This window comes from Planococcus sp. TJ-301, from assembly GCF_058268475.1.
This window is the reverse complement of sequence record NZ_JBZDOH010000001.1, coordinates 500225-522689: the sequence shown is the minus strand read 5'-3', so window position 1 is coordinate 522689 and position 22465 is coordinate 500225. Positions and strand designations below refer to the sequence as shown.

Genomic DNA, 22465 nt, shown 5'->3' with positions numbered 1-22465 from the left:
TTACTGAAACAGACATGACGTAAGACAGAAAGCAGCATTTCCTCGTTCGTTGAGGGAATGCTGCTTTTTTCATTGAAATTTCCTTGCTCCTCTAAATGTGATTTGTCTTTAGATGGAAGTGCCTGTTCATCTTAATTCTCTGCTTACCTTGGATAATCCATCAAAAAATTTCCCCTTTCTCTTATATTTTTTATTGATTCTCAATTTCTGTAAAAAATACTGAATCAGCACTTGATTAAACCATTAAACCTATCAATTCTTGCGTAGTCGATAAAAATAAAACGATTTATTGCTATCCTTTATGTATAAACCTATTAATTCTTGTTATAATTGTTGATATCAAACTTTGGTGAAAAGAGTGGTTAATATCAAGGAATCTTTGCAAATCTTCCATGCAGCCGGGCATATATTTGCCTCTATGGGACAAATTTACTCAAAACCGCTCCACCAGCATTCCGACACCTGTGAGATTTTGTTGGTGGTTTCCGGTACCGGCCAATTCACCATCAACGAAAAAAACTACCGTGCAGGACCCGGGAGCATCGTGTTATACAATGCAGGCGATTGGCATGAAGAACGGGTAGATCCCCGCTCCCCTTTTCAAGCGCTTTATCTTTGCTGTTCCGGAAACTTGGCGGATGGCTTGCCGATCAGCCACATCCGGGAAACGCAGTTAGCCCCTGTACAGTTTTTGCGCTTTTTTTCCGAGCTTCAGTCACTGCTTGGGCAAATCATCCAGCAACAGCAAGACCAATCGATGCTCCGGCATTTGCTGGCGCTGTTCTTCTGCACGCTAGAACGAGCCTTGGCACCCCCAGCCGCAATTGAAAATCCGGACCTGAGCCAATTGATCCGCAAGGCACAGCATTATATAGAAGAGAACCATTGCCGCGACATCACACTTTCCGACCTATCGTTGGAACTGGGCTTAAACAAATATTACTTAGCGCGCCAGTTCAAAGAGTTGACGGGTGTCAGCCCGATCCAATACGCCATCCAATGCCGCATGCGGACAGCGCAGCATCTTTTGCTGGAAACCTCCGGCAGCGTTCCGGAAATCGCCGCTCAGACTGGCTATAAGAGCGCCACGCATTTTCAACAGGCGTTCAAGAAAACTGTCGGCAAACCACCTGGTGTATTCCGCAAGTTAATGAAAGAAAAGCATGCAGATACATAGCTAATAAATATAACAAGCTGCCTTCAGTAAATGAAGGCAGCTTGTTTAAATTCTTAGTTATTTCTTCGTTCCGTTCAGCAAAACAAACGGCCATCCATTCTCCTTATTTAGCAAATGAGGACTAAAAAGTCAGTTGTTGAAATGACTTTGCCTATAGGACTCTTCCATAACACTTTTCCAGACTTCCCGTAAATTCAGGATTTCCTTCTTGCCGTTTCCGTAAAAGGAAGAACCGTGCATAATTGCCAGCGTACTCGGCTCGAGTTCACTAAGGTTCTGCAAAATCTGAACTTAGCGGATACACCTATTATATTACGCATCATAGATTTTTAAGAATTTCGTGATTTTCCATGCTATCCCCTTTGCAATTGGTCAACCGCCGAGCCGGAGATTCAAGATGTTCACCAGCTGTTCATTCATCTGAGCAGCGCTTTTGTCGAAATCTTGCCGGTACCACTCGATCACCATGCCGAGAATCGCGTTCGATTGGTAAGCGCTCAGCATATCGATGGCTATTCCTTCACCAATCAAGGAATGGGCGGCAAAATCTTCTTTCATTAATGCATTGATTTCTTCAAACAATAGATAGTAATAAGACAACGGCACGTTTTTAGAAAACACGATGAAATAGAACTTCTTGTATTTCTCGATGTGATGGAAAATACGGATGGTTGCCGGATTCAGCTTCGTGGTTTCAATCCGCTCCACATGCCGGTAAGGCGCCTGGTAGGATTCAGCCAAGTCTTTCATGATCTCCTTGAAATACTCTTCGAACAAGTCCTCGACTTTGCCAAAATGCTGATAAAATGTGCCCCGGTTGATTTTCGCTGCTTTGCAGATCTCGGTGATGGAGATCGATTCCAGCGCCCGCTCTTTTAAAAGGCTGATGAGGCTTTCGTGCAACGCTTCCTTGGTTTTCAGGACCCGCAAATCGATTTTCATTTTTCGCCCTCCCTTTATTGAACAAATTATCTGAAAATGTTGTTTACTGAACAAATCGGCATTTTTTGATGGTTGTTAGCGTTTGCGTGCTGGGATTATAATTTTATTATACAGTTGTTCAATAAAATTCAGGGGGTTTTCATTAATGAAATTCGAAGGTAAAGTGGCAATAGTGACTGGCGCGGCATCCGGCATGGGCAAAGCGATTGCGGAAGGCTATGCACATGAAGGCGCGAAAGTCGTAGTATCGGATTTGAACTTGGAAGGCGCAACGGCGGTTGCTGACGCCATCAAAGCAAATGGCGGCGAAGCGATTGCAGTGAAAACGAATGTAACTTCTTTGGAGGATCTGGAGACTTTATTCGAAGAAACGATAAAAGCTTACGGCAAGTTGGACGTCCTTGTGAACAATGCGGGCATCATGGACGGCATGGAGCCGGTCGGCGAAATTTCCGATGAGCGCTGGGACAAAGTATTTGCGGTCAATACGACGGCTGTCATGCGAACAATGCGCATCGCAACTGCCATCTTCCTTGAGCAAGGGCATGGCGTCATCATTAACAACATCTCCGCAGGCGGACTTTACGGAGCACGGGCAGGCGCTGCTTACACGGCGTCTAAACACGCAGTTGTCGGCCTGACAAAAAACACGGCATTCATGTATGCAGACAAAAACATCCGTTGCAACGGCATTGCACCAGGAGCGGTCGCTACCAACATCGGCAGCACCATGAGCAACATCAGCGGTGTGGGCATGAACCGCCAACAACTGGGCATGGCCATCAACCCGCGCGTCGGACAGCCGGAAGAGATTGCAAAACTTGCGATTTTCCTCGGCTCGGACGATGCCAGCTTCATCAATGGCCAAGTGGTCACGGCAGATGGCGGCTGGACAGCGTATTAACTTTTGATTTATTTGCTGATCTGTTAGGCTAACGGATCCACGCGTTTACACGAACTTTCAAAATAATTAACATAAAAGGGTTGGAGATTTATGTCTCCAACCCTTTTTGGCATTAGCCCGAATTAATGCGTTTTTTAATCGTTGATGGACCACTCCATAAAATCGCAATGAACCACAACGCTATTAACAGAACTTATTGCCTTGACGTTTTCGGTAATGTGTATCATCGATATTCAATGAGAATCTATGAATCCCCTTCTTTTTCTACGATTTTCTATTCTTCCGCTCAATCGACTGGCTTTGAGCAAAGACACCTGTTGCCACCAGAAAAATTATTGTGTTCAGCCACATAACAATCCCGCTCCATTCCGCTGCTAAAAACGTGCTTTGCGCTAAAATGAGCACCTGCATCAAAGCTAATAAACTCTATAACGCTGTATTTGGTTTCATATGTGCATCCCCCCAGAAAGTAACTTGGTTTGCTATACGTTTTGGGGGACTAATAATTCCGATTTTTGCTGAACGCGCGTAAATTGTTCTGAGTGCGTATAAATCTCGGTGAACGTTCGTAAATGTTTTTAAACGCACGTAAATTTCTCTGAGTGCACTTAAACCTTGATAACGGCATATATAGCAATCGTAGATGAGCGTCAGAATCGGTTTATCTCGATCAAGTTTCATAATCCGAGTTTATTCATACCCGCCACGTGACTCAGAAAGTGATTTATACTCCACTTTCCTCTTAATTTTGTTAAATACTTCATTCCTTAACTCAATGAACTGCTTCGCATCGTCCGTCGGTTCACAAAAACTCCCTGAAATTGAATGAGTCAGCATCTCCCCGTCGATCACGATGTTCCATTCATCTTCTTCATGCGGTTCTAGCGTACAAATCTCCCCGTTTACAGGTTCAGGTGTAAAATCCTTCGGTTCTGCTATTTTTATCTCCCGCATTCTTTCGTAAATATCTTCCATCTCTTCTTCTGTTAAAATTAAATCACCAGTTGCAGTCCCATCTGCAATCAAATCTTTCGTCAACTTTCCTTCGAACGTATTTATTTCATTCTTTTTCTGGATGCCGAATTGAAGAGAAAAATTGAAATCACTCGGCATCTCTTGAGGAGGAGCATCATAAAGAGCCTGTTCTCCCCCTTTCGGTAGACAACCGAATAAAATGATTGATAGCAATAAAATTAAACTAGCTTTTTTCATCAGCATCCCCCCTTTACTATTGCAAAACCTTGCCTTACCCAAACTACCTGTCAGCATAGGAGCATGTGAAGATGAAAATCACCATCGAACCAAATGAGCAGCAAATAACATCGTGGATTGACACCTTTGTCCCGAACCAAGATCTGTTTTTTATTGAAGAGGCGGATTTGACTTATTTCGAAAGTGAATTGACAGATGTCTTAGTCGTCCCGCGAAATGAATTCATGGCGCATGCGGTCTACAAGCGCCTTCAACTTGCGAATAGCTATATGTATTGGAATATCGAAGCCCGTATGTCTTATGTACTCGTCGCACTGCCGGAATGGATCGGGCGGATGGCTTTGCAAAAGAAGCAACACCTTCTCGAAGTTCAAGCGGGCTCGGGCAGAGGGCTGGTTTTTCCCGCTTCGATGCTTCCGGAAGCTCCTGAGGATTTCTCTGTCGAACAGGATGGAACGGTGCTAGCCGTCATGCAGTATAGCTGGTGGCGGAAGTTGCCTCTTGAGTCAAAGAAACGTTTCTTTAAAGAATACGCTGTGCAATGGGACAGTCCGGAATGCCATGAGCTTCCTGAAGAGGCCCCCTCCCATTTACAGCAGTTCGCCAATCGCTACAGCGACAGCCATGGCAGCAATTGCTTATCGGCCACCTTGTTCGCCGTCACTGGCCACGCGTGGATAGCTGACGAATGGGTGCATCCCGACAAGTTTATACAAGGACTCCACCGCGCAAATTACAGGGCAATTGAAAAAGAGGCCGCCCCTGGAGATGTGGTGATCTGGTTTAATAATGCAGGCATCGTCCAACATGCCTCTTTTCATCTTGGCAATGATCTTTTCTTCAATAAAAACGGCCAGACCTTCTTTAACCCATGGAAAGTGATCGATGGGAATGAGCTGAACCGTGAATGGTCTCATCTCGACAAGAAGATTTATTCATACCGCTAACTGCGTAAAATTTTTCTTGAACGAAAACTTCATCTTTTATTTTATTGGCGGCTTTTAATCGATATGACCAATTCCGCAAGAGAAAAGTTACAATCAGAGTTGAAAAGATTTGTTAAAAAATCTTATTGCGTTAATATTTAATTATACGAAAAAAAGTGAGGCGAAAAAATGGCCAGTAATTTAGATATGATGAAATTGATTTTCGACCCCAAAACCGAAGCGATCCTGCAGGCCGTTAAAAATAGCGGGAAGACCGTCAAGGAAATCGCGGGCGGCATGGAGGAAAAGCCTTCTCGCCTCTACTACCCCATCCAAAAACTCTTGGGTACGGGGCTGCTGGAAGTGAGTGAAGAAAAACAAGTGGGCAATTTGATTGAAAAGTATTATTCGTCCCAGCATCTTTTCGACGACAACGACACCATGCAATTCGAAGGCGAACTTGCTTCGCGCAACGCCGACTTCCTTTTGCCGATGATCTTGATGTCAGTGAACAAAGGCGTCGCTTTGCTGAAAGAGGATCTGGAGAATGGCACAAAGGAACCGGCACAAATCTATTCTCGCTCCATCTATACAGAAACCACCGCTTCTTTGACGCATGATGAATGGCTTAAGGTCAACGAAATGATCCGCTTTATGCTGGATTCCCGCGATTCAGCAGGAAAAGCAGGCGCAAAAGAATACACGTTTTCCCTTTTGACTTACGAAAGCGCACCAAACCCTGCCGACGAATGAAGCCGGTAGGGGTTTTTTTCTTCTATTCGTTCAGGCGGACCGCTCCTATTTTCGGCATGGAGCGGATTTTTTTATTCATCGCAAAATAGAGTGCAATCACTGCTAGCCCTGCCCCGCCAAGCAGCATCATATTGCCCGCTCCAATCACCGGCGCAAAGATTCCGCCGAGCAGCGCACCGAGCGGCATGGCGGAAACGAGGACACTGTCGATGATCGACGATACCCGCGCCAATTTGTCTTCATCGATTGCGGTCTGCAAAAAGGTGACGAGCAGAACGCTCATCATGCCAAACTGTACAAAAGCGAGCCCGAAGATGATGATAGAAACCCATAAATTTCCGGTAAACACCGAAAGCATCCACAAAAGGAATGAACAGCCGGGCAGCACAATCATCATTCCGCCAAGCGGATATTTCAACAGTTTCGCCACGACTGCAGTACCGATCAAATTGCCGATCGTTAAGGCAAGGATCAAGTAACCATATGCAGCGCCGCCTCCACGTTCTGCTGCATAGATGGGCAAAATCGCGCTTGTGATGCCAAAGGAAAAGTTCGCTACGAGAAACGGCAAGCAGATGACCAGCAAGCCTCCTGTGAAAAAGTAGCTGAATCCTTGTTTCAGGCTCTTTCGGTAGCGGGGCAAGTCCATTTTCTGCGGGTTGCTTTGCTGACGAGTGCTATCGGTTTTCATAAAGCTAAAGAAAAGAGCCGCGGCTAGGTACGTCAATGCATTGTAAAAATAAATGCCGCCAACACCGATGAACAGAATCGCCCCGGCAAATGCCGCTTTCATGGAAATGTCGACCAAGAGCTGTGAGCTTGCTGACAACGAGTTGAATGCGCCTCTCTGCCCTATCGGTACAATTTCAGGCACGATCGCTATTTCTGCAGTGCCTTGGAAATTCTCGAGGAACGAAATTAGGAACAAAATAGCGAGGACCACCAAAAGCGATTCATACCCCAACACCATCCCCACTGGAATGGCCAGCATAAGAACAAATTGAAAGAATTGGGCAAAGACCAGCACTTTCTTTTTATTAAGCTCTTCAATGATCGGCCCAAACAAGAAGTTCAAGGTTTTGGGAATCATGACGATTGCGGCAGCCAATCCCGTGTAAAATGGATTTCTTGTCAATTCAAAGACATACCAAATGACCGCCACTTCATATAAGCTATCACCGGATATCGAAACCAGCCGCCCTAACCACAAATTGCGTATCGTATTATTTTTTAACACTTGTTCACTCCTCATAATATTTATCGTTAAAATTAATTTTAACGATAAATAAGAGAGAATCAATAGTCATTAAAAATAATTTTTACGTATTAGGTTATTAAGAACGTAAAAAAGAAGGGCAGAATCTCTCCGCCCTTCTTTCGTTTTGAAGCCAACCCATTGTTTATTTACGTTTTCGTTTATTGAATGTGTAAATTCCGAATACGAAAGCCAGCGGTACGATTACGATTAAACTGAATACCGCGACCACGGCAATGATATTAAGCAGATTAGAATCCATAGCCCTTGTCCCCTTTTCCACTGTCTTCGTTCACGTTAAAGCGCGTTCATACTACGATACCACATCTTGCAGGGCCCAACCGCTCACAATAACGGGCTTTTTATTCGGCCCATAACGATCGTATTGCGAAAGCATAAGCCTGATAGAAGTTTGTCGTTCTTCAAAACCCCTTCAACTTTAAAGCCCATTTTCTCATAAAGCTTAATCGCTTTAACATTGCCTTCGTTAACGCTCAAGGCGTTTTTTTCATACCGGTCGAATACGCCCAGTGAATTGACTCCTGGAGCAAGTTCTGGCCGATGCCGATTCCCCAGTACGACTGAAGAATCATCACTCCGAATTCCACCTTATGCGCAGAACGCCTAAGATGGGTGCCCTGACAGCGAGAAAAGTCCGCAAGCTTTCCGTCCACTTCCGCCACGAGAAACAGGTTACGGCTGCTCTCAGCGTCCAATGCAATCAACCGAGTGGAAGCGTATGGATCTATGAAACCTTCCCCGGACTCCCTGTCCAAGTTTTCAGTTTCTCCGTCCGCCTAGAGCCGGAGCAAAGAAAGATCTTCTGCATCCCGCTCCTCAGTCAGCCGAATTACATAAGATGTTCCGTTTGCGTTGAATTCTTTTCGGGCCCATTCCATCTTTTATTATTCTTCCCCTTAAACGGATCAACTCACGCTTCCTTATAAAAGAAAAAGTCCTTTGAAAACCATAAGCTGATGCCGTATAGCGCCAAGCCGATAAACGCCGGCAATAGATGGATGAATGTCGTGTAGCCGATGAGATAATGCACCGAAATCGCCGCGCTGAACGCCGGGATGCCGCCGAACAAGAACGTCTGCCACACCCACTTTTCACCTTGCCGGAAGCCCCATAACGCCAGCATCAACATCAGTAAGCCGACACTGAACAGCGCACTGCCAAATCCGGCCCGGTCGTGGGCGATTACCGGAATCAGCCTGGCGTTAAGCGACGCCAATTGTTCAGGCGGCATGCAGATATAAGCGATGTCGGTCGAGACGAAGACGCCAGTTACGCCAATCAACGAAATGATCAGCCCGCCAACTGTTAGGGCGACGCCAAGCGACACAAAAGCGAGCTGCCCCCAAAGACTACGTTTCCACGCTTTGTGGTTGGTACGGTTTTCCGATTTCGGCTGCTCGTTATGCGGTTTCGAAGCTTGGTAGCCTTTCCAGAACAACGGCAGCAAAATGAGCCATAACAAGCCGTGCAGCCAATCGAAATAACCGAAGCCTAAAAACAGCAGTATGCCAAGAAAACCGAAGGCTCCTGCGATATGAATCGCGCTTTTCGCCCAGTGCAGGCCGCGCCGGACGCCGTGGCGCGCGAGCTGCATGTAAATCAAACCGCCCGAAATCATCGTTCCGGCAACGGTCATCCGGTCATGCTGCATAAAGCGGTAGATCCGCGGGTTCAACGCGATCAGCTCTTGCCGCGTCAAGCGCAGGAATGTTTCATCATAGGGCAGCACGACGACGGTCAGGCTGACAATCAACGCTGCTGCGCCAGCAAGCGCCATGATAAAGCCGAACAGCCAGTGCCAATGCCAGACGCTGTGTGATGCTTGTTGCGGCTCCCGGTCGTGGAGGATGGCCTCGTTGATCCGCTTCGGCAATCCCGGCCCGGTCTCGACATAGCCACTGGACAAGATGACCGCATCAGCGCCGGAGCGGAAAAGCGTAATGGCGTCCCCAGGTTCAGCAATACCGCCAACCGTAATGATCGGCAATTGAAGTTCGGCTTTTACGCGCCTCACTGCCGCTCCGAGTTCAGCCGTCTGGTCCCTTGGGAACTCGATGCCTAAAGCTGACTCGATTCCGCGTTCTTCAACCAGGACGCCGTCGATGCAGCCGTTTTCGGCCAATTCGCTAAGACGTGGGAGATCCAAGCTTGCATGATCGCAAGCGTAGAGGAGCGGCTTGTTTCTTGCCACGTGCCTCAATGCTTGAAATTCATTATTGGTGAATGGGGCTGCCACGATAAAAGCGTCGCCTGAACCGTGCAGCTCCTGCACCAAGCGGTTCGCTTCCTCTTTAGAAGCTGCCGGATCGATGCGGATCAGCAGTGGTTTGTTGAACTTTTTTAACTTTCCTAATTTCTCACGTGTTTTATTTACACCAGGCGACTCACCTTGGCGAAAGAACGCGATTCTGCCGGTGGTTTCATTGAAATGGACAGACTCGCCGTTTTGCGGCTCGGCCGACACCGGGCCGACTTCGATAAAGCCGAAGCCCAAATTGCCGAATGCAGCCGTTCCGGCAAGTAGAGGGTCGATCTTCCCGCTCAAGCCGACCGGGTTCGACAAAGCAAGCCCCGCAACAATCGACTGAAGCTTTTTGGAAGGTTCGGTATGGCCCAGTATTTCAATAAACGCGCCGCCCCCAGGAAGCGAAGAAACTGTGTTCATGCCGCGGTGGATAAAGTTCCTGCCCGTAGCAGCTGGCAGTTTATCGAGCGCGGGCTTAAATATCGTATGATACGTCCAATCCGGCAAAACATCACATCCTGAATTTCATTCTGTTTTAATCATACACAGAAAATTCCAGTTCTGCCATACGAGATTCGACGCGTGGAGCAGTGTATTGGTCGGTGGAAAGCATTTATGTGCGTTCAGGAGAATTTACGAGCGCTCAGCGAAAGTTTGCCTATAGCAGGACCCGCTTCTCATAAAAAGAAGTATAAATTTTTTCAGGCTTGAATCAATTCAAAGAAAAACAAAAACACCGCTTTTAGCGGTGCCTGCTACGTATTTTAAGATGTTTTCGGTTTGCGAGTTTCCTGTGTATTCGATAACTCGATTAAAGCAGGGTAGCCTAAGAGGAAAATTGCATACGTAATAACAGCCAGCGCAATAGCCGTTTCAATCGTGAGATTTAATAGTGTGACCGTCAAATAGAGAAATAGAAATAAAGCTAAATATACGTAGCTAGATCTTCTGCGCGTTTTCACAGATACATATTGCTGCCTTCCGCAGTTCGGACAAGGAATTCCGTTGTTAAGTGAAAGAGACCTTCGGAAAGATGCTTTCCAATTCCATTTAAAGCTGCAATTTTTACAACGCGGCATTGCTTCATCCGCCCCCTTCTTTTTTCTAAAGAAGTAGAGTATTAAAAACTTTTGTAGCATAAGACCTTAATAAGAAAGACCGTCCGCAAAGTGTTTACCACAATTACCAACGATCTTTTTTAATTACTTAATTCACTTTTTTCGAACTGTTCCAGTACATTTCGCGCAAACGGAATTTCTGCAGCTTGCCGGTTGCCGTTTTCGGCAGCGCTTCAACAAAATCGATCGATTTCGGCGTCTTGAAATGCGCCATGTTTTCGCGCGTATAAGCGATAATGTCCTGTTCGGTGCATTGCGCACCCGGATGCAACACGATGATGGCTTTCGGCACTTCGCCCCATTTCTCATCCGGCACCGCGATGACGGCCACTTCTAAGATGTCTGGATGCTTGTAAAGGACGCCTTCGATTTCAGTCGACGAAATATTTTCGCCGCCGGAAATGATCATGTCCTTGATGCGGTCTTGGATTTCGATATAACCGTCCGGGTAAGTCACCGCCAGATCTCCTGTATAGAACCAGCCGTCGCGGATCGCTTCAGCAGTCTTCTCAGGGTCTTTGTAATAGCCGCTCATGACGACGTTCCCGCGAGTGACGATTTCCCCCAGCTCTTTGCCGTTCCAAGCCACTTCACGGCCGTCCTCCTGGCTGACGACTTTCGTTTCACCGTTGAACGCCAGCTCGATGCCTTGGCGCGCCTTAATCGTCGCTTGCTCATCTGGTGTTAACTCGTCAAATGCCTTATGCCATTCGCAATAAAGGATGAACGGCGAAGTCTCGGTCAAGCCATAGACGTGCATCATATTCAAGCCGAGCACCGCCTGCGCCTTAGCGATCAATGCCGCAGCTGGAGGGGCTCCTGCCGTAGCCATGCGCGGGCTCGTGGTAATCTTGATTTCTTTCGCTTTCGGTTCATTGACGAGCATGTTGACGACGGTCGGTGCACCACATAGCAATGTCACTTTGTGCTTTTCGAACAGCTCCAAAATAAGCGGCGGATCAATTTTGCGCAAGCAAATATGCGTGCCCCCAGCAGCCGTCAGCGCCCAGACGCCGCCCCAGCCATTCGCATGGAACATTGGCAAGGTATGTAAATAGACATCGTCGTGCACTACGTTCAGATGGTACATGAAGTTTGCGGCGTTCAAGTAATTGGCGCGGTGTGTCAGCATGACGCCTTTCGGATTCGACGTCGTGCCGCTTGTATAATTAAGCGTCAGCATGTGATTCTCATCGAAGTCAAAATCCGGCAGTACAGCGTCTGCCGGCACTTCGCTGATAAATTCCTCGTACGACACCCCCTCAAGGGCAGATTCATGGCCTGGGACATCCACCACAATGAATTTTTCAATCGGCAGACTGTGCTGAATCTCTTCGAGCAATTTGCCGAACTCTGCGTCGACGATGATCATTTTCGCGTCGCTGTGGCGAATGATGTACTCAAGGTCTTTTGCCGCTAACCGGTAATTGAGCGGCACCATAACCGCACCGAGTTGGCAAATGCCGTAGAAGCATTCCAACATATAATGAGTGTTCGGCAGCATAACTGCTACATGGTCGTTCTGCAAAATACCGGCGCTTTGGAGCGCAAATGCCAACTGGTCCGTCCGCTTGCCGAACTCTTTATATGTAAATTTCTTCTCTTGATCAATGACCGCAATTTTCTCCGGATAATACTTGATGGCCCGTCGTTTCCAATCTAATGGCGTTAATGGTGCAAACATGGTCATTTCCCCTTCCGAATCTATAGTAGGCAAAACTGTTATATAGCAAGTATATGGACCCAAGAAAACTGTGTCAACGAAGCAATCGGAATTTATCGAATACTATCATTTATAGTTTACATAATTAATATATTCAATATATAAGCATTTGATTATGGGAGGTTTATGAAAAATGGATATGTCTCCTTTAGTTAGATTACATAATAATAATATTTAAAACATAAGTATTGACTTATACTTCATCCTGCTCTTTTTAAAGAACCTAGCACACCTAAAAAGGATAGCCCATAAATGGACTACCCCTTCCCTTCACCTTATTCACGCTTGCTCTTTTGGAGCGGGCATTTCTTTCTTGTAAACTGCTGTTACTTTTCCGTCCGAGCTCTCATCTATGATGAATGAGCCGTTCGAATAGCGGTCAACTGTTTTTAACGCTGTTGCTGCAAGCGGAAGTCGGACACCTTTTGCTGTTTCCATTAAGATTTCCTCTGAACCGGATACCGACAGTACGCAGACGACACGGTGGGGATTTGATTTCAATTCCCGCAGCATGACGACGCCGCGTTTCGCGCGGCTTCCGATTTCAAATTCCTGAAGCTTCATTTTCTTGGCGGCTCCGCGCTGCGTGACCAATACAAGGTCTTGCTTTTGCTGCGGATCGATCATGATAGCCGATACAACAGTATCGCCGTCTTTCAAGTTGACGCCTTTTACCCCTGCTGTACGAAGTCCCGTCACAGGAATTTCTTCGAGCGGGAAACGCACGCCGTATGCCTGGTTCGTTGCAATGAACACTTCAGTTTCTTTTGTTACGACGCCGGCAAAAATCATTTTGTCGTCGCCTTTAAGGTTCATCGTCTTAATTGCGCGCGAGTAGCGCTGGATGTGATAATCCTTCAGCGCCGAACGTTTCACCATGCCGTTTTTCGAAACGGTCAAAATGCTCTCGTCGGCTTCGAAATTCTCAAACGGATATACTGCCAAAATCGATTCGTTCGGTTCCAGCTGCACAATGCTTGATAAATGCTGGCCGAGATCTTTCCATTTGATATCCGGCAGCTCATTGATCGGCTGGAAAACGAAATTGCCGCCGGTCGTGAATATCAAAATCGTGTGCTGCGTATTTAAATTGCGCTCGAACAATAGATGGTCAGAATCTTTCATAGCGAAATCCTGGCCGTTCGATGCTGCATGGGAACGCGGACTTGTACGTTTCACATAGCCTTCTTTCGTGACCGTAACAACGACGTCTTCACTTGGAATCAGCAATTCACGCGTGATGGTGATTTCCTGAATTTTGTCTTCGATGACCGACCGGCGCGGTTCTGCAAATTGCTTGCGGATAACGGCCAACTCTTTCTTGATGACATTTTTCAGCTTCGTGGCACTTGTCAAAATCCCAGTCAATTCAGCGATGAGCTTTTTCAAGCTATCCGCTTCGTTGCGCAATTCTGTGATGTCGGTATTCGTTAAACGGTATAGCTGCAAGCTGACGATGGCTTCCGACTGTGCTTCTGAAAAGGCGAACGAAGAAATTAAATTGTTCTTCGCATCGCGCTTGTCTTTCGACGCACGGATCGTTTTGATGACTTCATCGAGAATTGACAACGCTTTGATCAAGCCTTCGACGATGTGCATCCGGTCATTCGCTTTCTGCAAATCAAATTCCGTGCGTTTCGTGACGATTTCTTTTTGGTGAGTGATGTAAGCATCAAGTGATGTCTGCAGCGTCATCATCGTCGGGCGGCGTTTGTGGATCGCCACCATATTGAAGTTATAGCTGACTTGAAGATCCGTGTTTTTGTACAGGTAATTCAAGATGCCGTTAGCGTCCATGTCTTTTTTCAATTCGATGACGATGCGCAGTCCGGTTCTGTCGGATTCATCACGAACTTCCGAAATGCCTTCGAGTTTGCGGTCGAAGCGCTGGTCATCGATTTTTTTGATCATGCTGGCTTTATTGACTTCAAACGGGATTTCGGTGATGACGATTTGTTCTTTACCACCTTTTAACGGCTCGATATCCGCTTTCGAACGGATAATGATCTTACCTTTACCGGTTTCATACGCTTTGCGGATGCCGTCGACGCCTTGAATAATGCCGCCAGTCGGAAAATCCGGCCCTTTGATGACCGTCATCAGTTCTTCGACCGTCGCGTCCGGATTATCCATACGCATAAGCACAGCGTCAAGCACTTCATGCAAAGCGTGCGGCGGGATATCCGTCGCATAGCCGGCAGAAATTCCTGTCGAACCGTTTACTAGCAAGTTCGGGAAACGCGACGGCAAGACCGTAGGCTCCATATCCGAATCATCGAAATTCGGGATGAATTCTACGGTGCGCTTGTCGATATCGCGCAGCAATTCGCCGGCAATCGCCGACAAACGTGCTTCAGTATAACGCATCGCAGCTGGCGAATCGCCATCCATCGAGCCGTTATTCCCGTGCATTTCAACTAACATGTGGCGCACTTTCCAGTCCTGGCTTAGGCGCACCATTGCTTCGTACACGGAAGTATCTCCATGGGGATGATAATTACCGATTACGTTACCGACTGTTTTGGCGGATTTCCGGAACGCTTTATCGTTGGTATTGCCTTCTTTGTACATGGCATATAAAATCCGGCGCTGAACAGGTTTCAACCCGTCGCGCGCATCCGGAAGTGCGCGGTCCTGGATGATGTATTTACTGTAACGCCCAAACCGATCGCCGATGACTTCTTCTAATGGCAGATCTTGAAAACGTTCGGTTTGTGTCATACAACTTCCTCCTCAGCATGAATTAAATCATTTTCCAAAATGTTGCCGTCTTCTTCCATACCGAAGTCGACGTTGTTTTCAATCCACAAGCGGCGCGGTTCTACTTTATCGCCCATAAGCGTCGTAATCCGGCGTTCCACGCGCGCTGCGTCTTCAATCGTAACGCGGATCAATGTCCGGGTTTCCGGATTCATCGTCGTTTCCCATAATTGGTCGGCGTTCATCTCGCCAAGACCTTTATAGCGCTGCAGCATATAGCCTTTGCCCACTTTTTTCGTAGATGCTTCAAGGTCGGCTTCCGTCCAGGCATAATCGACCACTTCTTTTTTGCCCACGCCTTTTGAAACTTTGAACAGCGGCGGCAATGCGATAAACACTTTGCCGGCTTCAATGAGCGGCTTCATATAGCGGTAAAAGAACGTCAGCAACAACACTTGAATGTGCGCGCCGTCGGTATCCGCATCGGTCATGATGATAACTTTGTTATAGGCGATGTCCGCCACCGAGAAATCCGCCGCTACTCCGCCGCCAATTGCGTGGATAATCGTCGAAATCTCTTCGTTTTTCATAATGTCTTCAAGCTTCGCTTTTTCAGTATTGACGACTTTCCCGCGCAGCGGCAAGATCGCCTGGAACGTGCGGTCGCGGCCTTGCTTCGCTGAACCGCCGGCCGAATCGCCCTCCACCAGGTACAATTCGTTTTTCGAGGCGTTTCGGGATTGTGCTGGCGTCAATTTGCCCGATAATAACGCATCCGATTTTTTGCGCTTTTTGCCGTTACGGGCATCTTCACGAGCTTTCCGTGCAGCTAAGCGCGCTTGTGACGCGCGAATTGCTTTCCGGACGAGCGATGCGCTTAAATCAGCGTTTTCTTCCATGAAATACATCAGCTTCTGCGATACAACTGCGTCGACAATGCTGCGCGCTTCACTTGTGCCGAGCTTGCTTTTCGTCTGCCCTTCGAACTGCAGCATCGCTTCCGGAATGCGGACGGAAATGATTGCGGCCAATCCTTCGCGAATGTCCGAGCCTTCTAAGTTCTTATCTTTGTCCTTCAATAAATTGATTTTTCGTGCGTAATCATTGAAGACACGCGTCATTGCCGCTTTTGCGCCAGTTTCGTGGGTTCCGCCATCGCGTGTGCGGACGTTGTTGACGAATGACAAAATCGTTTCCGAATAACCGTCGTTAAACTGGAACGAAAACTCCACTTCGAGTTCATCCTGATTGCCTTCGATATAGGCGACTTTATGCAGTACGTCTTTTTCTTCGTTCAAGTAAGCAACAAACGCTTCAATGCCGGTCTCGTAGAAAAACGAGTCCTGCATGCCGGTACGCTTGTCCGTCAAGTCGATTTTCAATCCTTTTAACAAGAACGCCGATTCGCGCAGACGTTCGCTCAAGGTTTCGTAATTGTATTTCGTCACTGAAAAAATCGATTCATCCGGCAGGAAATGGATTTCGGTACCGGTTTCTTTTGTCGTTCCGATTTCTTCAAGCGTCGTGACCGGTTTGCCGCCGTTTTCGAAGCGCTGGCGGTATTTCTTGCCATCGCGGAAAATCGTCACTTCCAAGAATTTGGACAACGCGTTGACGACTGAAGCACCGACTCCGTGGAGTCCGCCACTTGTTTTATAGCCACCTTGGCCGAACTTGCCGCCGGCGTGGAGTACAGTCAAAATGACTTCAGGCGTCGGTTTGCCGCTTCGGTGCATTCCCGTTGGCATGCCGCGGCCGTGGTCGCGGACGCTCAAGCTATTGTCTTCGTGGATCGTAACGCTGATCTTGTCGCCGAATCCGGCAAGCGCTTCATCAACCGAGTTGTCGACGATTTCATAAACCAAATGGTGCAGTCCTCTGGCGTCTGTCGAACCGATATACATACCCGGGCGTTTTCTAACGGCATCTAGGCCTTCGAGTACTTGAATTGCTTCTTCGTTGTATGCCGTACTTTTTGTTTTGGCCATTCTTTTCCCTCCAACAAAACATCTGTTCGCATTTCTTTGTCTTTAATCGTATCGATAACGGGCCAATCTGTCAATAATCATAGAAAAAGAGAGCTAGGCGCCCTCTTATCCTAAAAAAGCTCTTATTTGAGGATGGCGTGTTCCACTTTGATGCAGCGGTCCATGATAACCGTATAGCCTGCATTGGTCAAGTCATCGAATACCGCTTCGTCCACCACATTCAATTGGGTCCAGAATACCGGAGCATCGATGGCTTTGAAATCCCGCGCCAGATCCGGCAGAAATTCACTGCGGCGGAAGACATTGACGATATCGACCGGTTCCGGGATATCCGCCAATGACGCGTAGCTTTTCTCGCCGAGCACGTTGTCCGCTCTCGGATTCACCGGGATGATCCGATAGCCTGCCCGCTGCATCGCTTCCGACACCATATAAGAGGTACGGTCAGGATTCGGGCTCAGCCCCACGACAGCAATGGTTTTGGAATCATCAAGAACTTTTTTGATTTTTTCACGGTTTGGATTGTGCATTCACTTCACCTGTCCTTTTATTCTATCATACATGATTTCCGCTGCGTTGTTGAATAAACGATCGGATATTGTTCAATGAACTCGCTTCATGTTAAACTTAAAAAACAAATACGTATGGCCCAAAGGAGTTTTCCATGGACATTTTGCTTCCCCTTATTTTAGCTTACTTGCTCGGTTCGATCCCTTCCGCGTTATGGGTAGGGAAACTGTTTTACAAGACGGATATCCGCACGAAAGGCAGTGGGAATCTAGGGGCCACCAACACCTTTCGTACACTCGGCGCAAAAGCGGGAATCGCCGTAACGATCCTCGACATCCTGAAAGGGACTGCCGCAACCATGATTCCGTTTTACATCGACACATCAATCCACCCGCTCGTCTTCGGCGTCATCGCGGTCATCGGCCATATGTTTCCGGTCTTTGCGAAATTCAAAGGCGGAAAAGCGGTTGCAACATCCGGCGGCATCCTGCTCGGCTATCAATGGCCATTGTTCCTGCTCGCAGTCGCTGTATTGCTGATTGCCCTAAAAATCACAAAAATGGTTTCGCTATCTTCCATTATTTTAGCAGTAGTTGCAGTTATTTATACAGTTATTTATACATTTTATTCAGAAGATTATCCATTTTTGATTGTCATCCTCATATTGGCGAGCTTTATCATCTACCGCCACCGGGCGAATATCGCACGAATCAAGGCCGGCACAGAGCCGAAAATCAAATGGTGAAATGCCATTGAAAGGGCGTGCAGCGCATGCAGATCAACATCAGTGAAGATGCATTCGAATGGTTCTCGAAAGAAATGGAAGTAGAAGCGGGAGACAAAGTCCGATTTTTCGTCCGCTACGGCGGCTCAAGCAAATTGCAGCCGGGATTCTCGCTCGGCGTAACGAAAGACCAGCCTGGGGAAACGGCCGTCAGTATTGAACAAGACGACGTCACCTACTATATCGAAGAAACCGACCTCTGGTATTTTGATGGTCATGATTTGCTAGTGAGCGTGAACGACGACTTGAAAGAATTGAATTACGATTATAAAAAAGACAACGCGTGAGAAACTTCACGCGTTGTCTTTTTTGAATTTATGCAATTGGTGCAGCATGTTTTCTTCTTTCAAAATGCGGACTTGATGTTCGCCGAACAAGTCGAAATGCGGATAATTATTGCGCAGGTCCATCCATTCCGGCTTCAAGCCGTATTGGCGTCCCCATTGCTCCAGCTTTTCCAAATCGCAGCAGCCGACTTTCGTCACCGTTGAACAGCCCACGAACCGTTCATCCACCCAATAATGCGTCAAAAAGGCGATTTTCCCTTCTTCCACATCGAGCTTCCAGCGTACGAGCTCTTCGCGCTTAATTCCGAACGCCATCTGAATCCTTCCTTTTAACTTCCTGGTATTTTTCATGCCATCCCGGAAACGCCTTCTGGATCGATACTGGCCGGAATGTCTCTTTTTTCACCACAACGTGCTCTGATGTCGCTTTTGCTGCAAGCGTACCGTCTTCGTGCAGAATCTCATAGCCATACGTCGTGCGCAGGCGGCCATGTTCTTCCACCCATGTACGGACAATGGCTTTCTGGCCGTAGCGCATCGGCGCCTTGTATTGGATCGACACATCGGTCACCGGCGACAGATAGCCTTCGCTCTCCATCCCCGCATAGGTAAAACCCAGGTCTTCAATAAGCTTCGTGCGGCCGATCTCCAGCCAAATGATGTAATTGGCGTGGTAGACAACGCCCATTTGATCGGTTTCCGCATAGCGGATCTCTATCTCTTTTTCACTAATAAACATTCTTCCTTCACCTCTCATTTAAGTATACAAGAGACTCAGTGGAATCGAAAAAGAAAAGCCTGCCTGGCACGCCATTTTCATTGAAATCTTTGAAGACTTCTTTAGGTTTTTTTGGAAAATTAAGGATTTACTTCTCCGGTATCGCAAAATAACTACTTTCCTACGCGCTTTACTTCCCTTGCGTCTCAAAATACTTTCCATATCTCATGATCTGCAAAAAAGAGCTTGCTAGAATGGATAGAGAACGCTCTTTTATAGATTATCAGATGTTTTATTTGGAAAATTAAGGATTTACTTCCCCTGTATCGCGAAATACATTCTCTCAAGCGATAAATACTTCCTCTCACCAGCGTTTAACTTCCTTTGCGCAGCAAAATACTTTCCGTACCCAATTTTTTGCATAAAAAAAGCGTCCTGGATTCGATCCAGGACGCTTTTCTATGAATTTATTACACTTCTAGCAATTTGTTGCGGAGTACCATCTGAAGGATACCACCGTGGCGGTAGTAATCTACTTCTACTTCTGAGTCGAAACGAGCAAGTACTTCAAAAGTAGTCACGTCGCCGTTTTCAGCAGTTGCAGTCACTGTCAGGATATCGCGTGGTTTAACGGTATCAGACAAGTTGACAGAGATGGATTCGCGTCCAGTCAAGCCAAGGACTTCAGCGTTTTGGCCGTTCAAGAATTGAAGCGGCAAGACGCCCATCATTACCAAGTTCGAGCGGTGAATCCGCTCGTAGCTTTCAGCAATAACAGTTTTGATGCCCAATAGGAATGTACCTTTGGCAGCCCAGTCGCGAGACGAGCCCATGCCGTAGTCTTTTCCTGTCAAGATTGCAAGACCAGTGCCTTCTTGCTGGTATTTCATCGCTGCATCGTAGATTGCCATTGTTTCACCAGTCGGCCAGTACGTTGTGTAGCCGCCTGTTGTGCCTGGTGCAACCTGGTTGCGGATGCGGATGTTCGCGAACGTTCCGCGCATCATAACTTCATGGTTCCCACGGCGTGAGCCGTAAGAGTTGAAGTTGCGAGGCTCGACGCCTTTTTCACGCAAGTATTTGCCTGCTGGCGTATCTTTGCCGATCGCCCCAGCTGGTGAAATGTGGTCAGTCGTGATCGAGTCAGCAAACTTAGCCACTACGCGCAAGTCAGCCAATGGCTGGATTGGAGCCGGTTCTTTCGAAAGGCCGTCAAAGAATGGCGGGTTCTGGATATAAGTCGACTCTTCGTCGAATGCGTATAACGCATCGTCGTTAGTCTTGATTGCGTTCCATGCTTCGTTCTCGCTGAATACATGCTCATATTCTTTGCGGAACAATTCAGGCGTCACGGTATCAGCCACGACTGTTTTAATTTCTTCAGTTGTTGGCCAGATGTCTTTGAAGAACACATCGTTGCCTTCTTTGTCTTTGCCGATTGGATCAACAGCGAAGTCGATATCAACTGTTCCAGCAAGTGCATAAGCGACTACTAGCATCGGAGACGCCAAGTAGTTGGCTTTGACAAGCGGATGGATACGCCCTTCAAAGTTACGGTTACCGGAAAGTACAGAAGAAACAAGCAAATCGTTGTCAAGAATCGCATCTTCAATTTCAGGCAATAATGGGCCAGAGTTACCGATACACGTTGTACAGCCGTAGCCCACAAGGTTAAAGCCGATTTGGTTCATGTAATCAAGCAATCCAGAATCGTTCAAATAGCCTGTTACAACTTTCGAACCTGGCGCAAGTGAAGTTTTCACGTATGCAGGCGGCGTCAAACCTTTTTCAACCGCTTTTTTAGCGACCAAACCAGCGCCAAGCATTACATACGGGTTAGATGTATTTGTACAAGATGTGATAGCAGCAATTGCTAGCGACCCTGTCTTCATCTCAGCAACGCGGCCGTCTTTGAAGTTGACCGTAGCTGATTTCGCGATTTCATTCGCATCAAGCGCAAAACCGTGCGGTCCTTCAGGAGCCGTTACCGCTTTGTTGAACTCAGTCTTCATTTGAGACAAAGGAATCAAATCTTGTGGGCGTTTCGGTCCAGCAAGGTTCGGTTCAATTGTTGAAAGGTCCATTTCCACAACGTCTGTGTAGATTGGATCTTCGTTCTCAACGGTGAAGAACATGTCGTTCGCTTGCAAATATGCTTTTGTGATCGCGATTTGTTCAGCAGAACGTGCAGTCAAACGCATGTAGTTAAGAGCTTCTTCGTCAACCGGGAAGAATCCGCAAGTTGCGCCGTATTCAGGAGCCATATTGGCAATCGTCGCACGGTCAGCAAGCGGCAATTTCGTAACGCCAGGTCCGAAGAACTCGACGAATTTCCCGACTACGCCTTTTTTACGCAATTCTTCAGTCACTTTAAGCGCCAAATCGGTAGCTGTTGCACCGTTCGGCAATTCGCCTGTCATTTTCACGCCGATAACTTCAGGAATCGGGAAGTAAGAAGGCTGTCCGAGCATGCCCGCTTCAGCTTCAATTCCGCCAACGCCCCAGCCAAGTACGCCGATTCCGTTGATCATTGTCGTATGTGAATCTGTTCCGACCAATGTGTCAGGGAATGTTTCAAAAGTGCCGTCTGCGTTCGGTACAGCATGGACAACGTTTGCCAAATACTCAAGGTTAACTTGGTGAACGATACCCGTTGCCGGTGGAACTGCACGGTAGTTGTCGTAGGCTTTTTGTGCCCAGTTCAGGAATTGGTAACGCTCCGCATTGCGGTCGAACTCAAGCTCCATATTGATGCGCAAAGCATCTTCAGTACCGTAGTTGTCTACCTGCACCGAGTGGTCGATGACGAGGTCAACCGGAATTTCCGGGTTAATCTTGTCTGGATCTCCACCAAGTTTCGCCATTGCTGAACGAAGTGCAGCCAAATCAACGACTACAGGAACACCTGTGAAATCCTGCAAGATGACGCGTGAAGGCTTGAATGGAACTTCTGCTTCTTTGTTCGCATCTTTGCCCCATTTTGCCAACTCTTCTACGTGCTCGTCTTTGATGACGTATCCGTCATGCTGGCGCAGCACGGATTCCAAAAGTACTTTAATTGAATAAGGAAGCCGTGATACTTTCGCGATTCCTGCTTCTTCTAATGCAGCCAAACGGTAAAAGTTATACGTTTTGCCATTGAGCTCAAAAGAAGTGCGGCTGTTGTGCAAACTGCTTTTTGCCATGATCATGTTCCTCCTTT

General features: G+C 47.2%; 18 protein-coding genes and 1 pseudogene. 6 read left to right on the top strand and 13 right to left on the bottom strand.

Features of this window, described 5'->3' with window-relative positions; all coding sequences use genetic code 11:
• Positions 1-358: 358 nt before the first annotated feature.
• Positions 359-1177 (top strand): helix-turn-helix transcriptional regulator, encoded by an 819-nt coding sequence (locus AC4EHJ_RS02630; protein ID WP_490974036.1) that lies wholly within the window; start codon positions 359-361, stop codon positions 1175-1177.
• A gap of 372 nt (positions 1178-1549) precedes the next feature.
• Here AC4EHJ_RS02630 and AC4EHJ_RS02625 read toward each other — a convergent pair whose 3' ends face one another.
• A complete protein-coding gene (locus AC4EHJ_RS02625) occupies positions 1550-2119 on the bottom strand; it encodes a TetR/AcrR family transcriptional regulator (RefSeq protein WP_490974035.1) in 570 nt (189 codons plus the stop codon).
• Positions 2120-2264: 145 nt separating this feature from the next.
• Between AC4EHJ_RS02625 and AC4EHJ_RS02620 the strand changes: the two genes are divergently transcribed.
• Positions 2265-3023, top strand: a complete 759-nt coding sequence (locus AC4EHJ_RS02620) for an SDR family oxidoreductase (RefSeq protein ID WP_490974034.1) — start codon at positions 2265-2267, stop codon at positions 3021-3023.
• Positions 3024-3713: 690 nt separating this feature from the next.
• Here AC4EHJ_RS02620 and AC4EHJ_RS02615 read toward each other — a convergent pair.
• Complete coding sequence (locus AC4EHJ_RS02615) at positions 3714-4235, bottom strand: hypothetical protein (protein WP_490974033.1); 522 nt, start codon at positions 4233-4235, stop codon at positions 3714-3716.
• 71 nt (positions 4236-4306) lie between these two features.
• On the opposite strand from AC4EHJ_RS02615, the gene AC4EHJ_RS02610 reads away from it, so the two are divergent.
• Together AC4EHJ_RS02610 and AC4EHJ_RS02605 are read left to right on the top strand one after the other, a co-directional pair.
• Positions 4307-5182, top strand: coding sequence for a hypothetical protein (locus AC4EHJ_RS02610; RefSeq protein ID WP_490974032.1), 876 nt, complete (start codon positions 4307-4309; stop codon positions 5180-5182).
• Positions 5183-5350: 168 nt separating this feature from the next.
• On the top strand, positions 5351-5914 hold the full coding sequence (locus AC4EHJ_RS02605; protein WP_490974031.1) for an ArsR family transcriptional regulator: 564 nt from the start codon (positions 5351-5353) through the stop codon (positions 5912-5914).
• A 22-nt stretch (positions 5915-5936) separates the two neighbouring features.
• Here the strand turns inward: AC4EHJ_RS02605 and AC4EHJ_RS02600 are convergent, their stop codons facing one another.
• The 8 genes and pseudogenes from AC4EHJ_RS02600 to AC4EHJ_RS02565 all read right to left on the bottom strand — a co-directional run bounded on the left by AC4EHJ_RS02600 (position 5937) and on the right by AC4EHJ_RS02565 (position 17494).
• Positions 5937-7151 (bottom strand): MFS transporter, encoded by a 1215-nt coding sequence (locus AC4EHJ_RS02600; protein ID WP_490974030.1) that lies wholly within the window; start codon positions 7149-7151, stop codon positions 5937-5939.
• A gap of 363 nt (positions 7152-7514) precedes the next feature.
• A pseudogene (locus AC4EHJ_RS02595) lies at positions 7515-8068 on the bottom strand (GNAT family N-acetyltransferase).
• Positions 8069-8100: 32 nt separating this feature from the next.
• The gene (locus AC4EHJ_RS02590) at positions 8101-9942 is read right to left on the bottom strand and encodes a beta/alpha barrel domain-containing protein (RefSeq protein WP_490974029.1); all 1842 of its coding nucleotides are present in this window, start codon (positions 9940-9942) and stop codon (positions 8101-8103) included.
• A gap of 257 nt (positions 9943-10199) precedes the next feature.
• Positions 10200-10514: a TIGR04104 family putative zinc finger protein gene (locus AC4EHJ_RS02585; RefSeq protein ID WP_490974028.1), complete on the bottom strand. Its 315-nt coding sequence runs from the start codon at positions 10512-10514 to the stop codon at positions 10200-10202.
• A 127-nt stretch (positions 10515-10641) separates the two neighbouring features.
• A complete protein-coding gene (locus AC4EHJ_RS02580; RefSeq protein WP_490974027.1) occupies positions 10642-12237 on the bottom strand; it encodes a long-chain-fatty-acid--CoA ligase in 1596 nt (531 codons plus the stop codon).
• A gap of 318 nt (positions 12238-12555) precedes the next feature.
• A complete protein-coding gene (gene parC / locus AC4EHJ_RS02575; protein WP_490974026.1) occupies positions 12556-14997 on the bottom strand; it encodes a DNA topoisomerase IV subunit A in 2442 nt (813 codons plus the stop codon).
• Complete coding sequence (parE, locus tag AC4EHJ_RS02570; RefSeq protein WP_490974025.1) at positions 14994-16964, bottom strand: DNA topoisomerase IV subunit B; 1971 nt, start codon at positions 16962-16964, stop codon at positions 14994-14996. Before parE ends, parC begins: the two co-directional genes overlap by 4 nt.
• Positions 16965-17086: 122 nt before the next feature.
• A complete protein-coding gene (locus AC4EHJ_RS02565) occupies positions 17087-17494 on the bottom strand; it encodes a CoA-binding protein (RefSeq protein ID WP_490974024.1) in 408 nt (135 codons plus the stop codon).
• Between the two features lie 134 nt (positions 17495-17628).
• On the opposite strand from AC4EHJ_RS02565, the gene plsY reads away from it, so the two are divergent.
• Both plsY and AC4EHJ_RS02555 read left to right on the top strand, forming a co-directional pair.
• A complete protein-coding gene (gene plsY, locus AC4EHJ_RS02560; protein WP_490974023.1) occupies positions 17629-18219 on the top strand; it encodes a glycerol-3-phosphate 1-O-acyltransferase PlsY in 591 nt (196 codons plus the stop codon).
• Positions 18220-18245: 26 nt separating this feature from the next.
• On the top strand, positions 18246-18545 hold the full coding sequence (locus AC4EHJ_RS02555; RefSeq protein WP_490974022.1) for a HesB/YadR/YfhF family protein: 300 nt from the start codon (positions 18246-18248) through the stop codon (positions 18543-18545).
• A gap of 6 nt (positions 18546-18551) precedes the next feature.
• Here AC4EHJ_RS02555 and AC4EHJ_RS02550 read toward each other — a convergent pair whose 3' ends face one another.
• From AC4EHJ_RS02550 to acnA, 3 genes are all read right to left on the bottom strand, one after another.
• Positions 18552-18860 (bottom strand): hypothetical protein, encoded by a 309-nt coding sequence (locus tag AC4EHJ_RS02550; RefSeq protein WP_490974021.1) that lies wholly within the window; start codon positions 18858-18860, stop codon positions 18552-18554.
• The gene (locus AC4EHJ_RS02545) at positions 18844-19284 is read right to left on the bottom strand and encodes an acyl-CoA thioesterase (RefSeq protein WP_490974020.1); all 441 of its coding nucleotides are present in this window, start codon (positions 19282-19284) and stop codon (positions 18844-18846) included. The genes AC4EHJ_RS02550 and AC4EHJ_RS02545 overlap by 17 nt, the downstream gene beginning before the upstream one ends.
• Positions 19285-19733: 449 nt before the next feature.
• A complete protein-coding gene (gene acnA, locus AC4EHJ_RS02540) occupies positions 19734-22448 on the bottom strand; it encodes an aconitate hydratase AcnA (protein ID WP_490974019.1) in 2715 nt (904 codons plus the stop codon).
• Between the last annotated feature and the right edge of the window lie 17 nt (positions 22449-22465).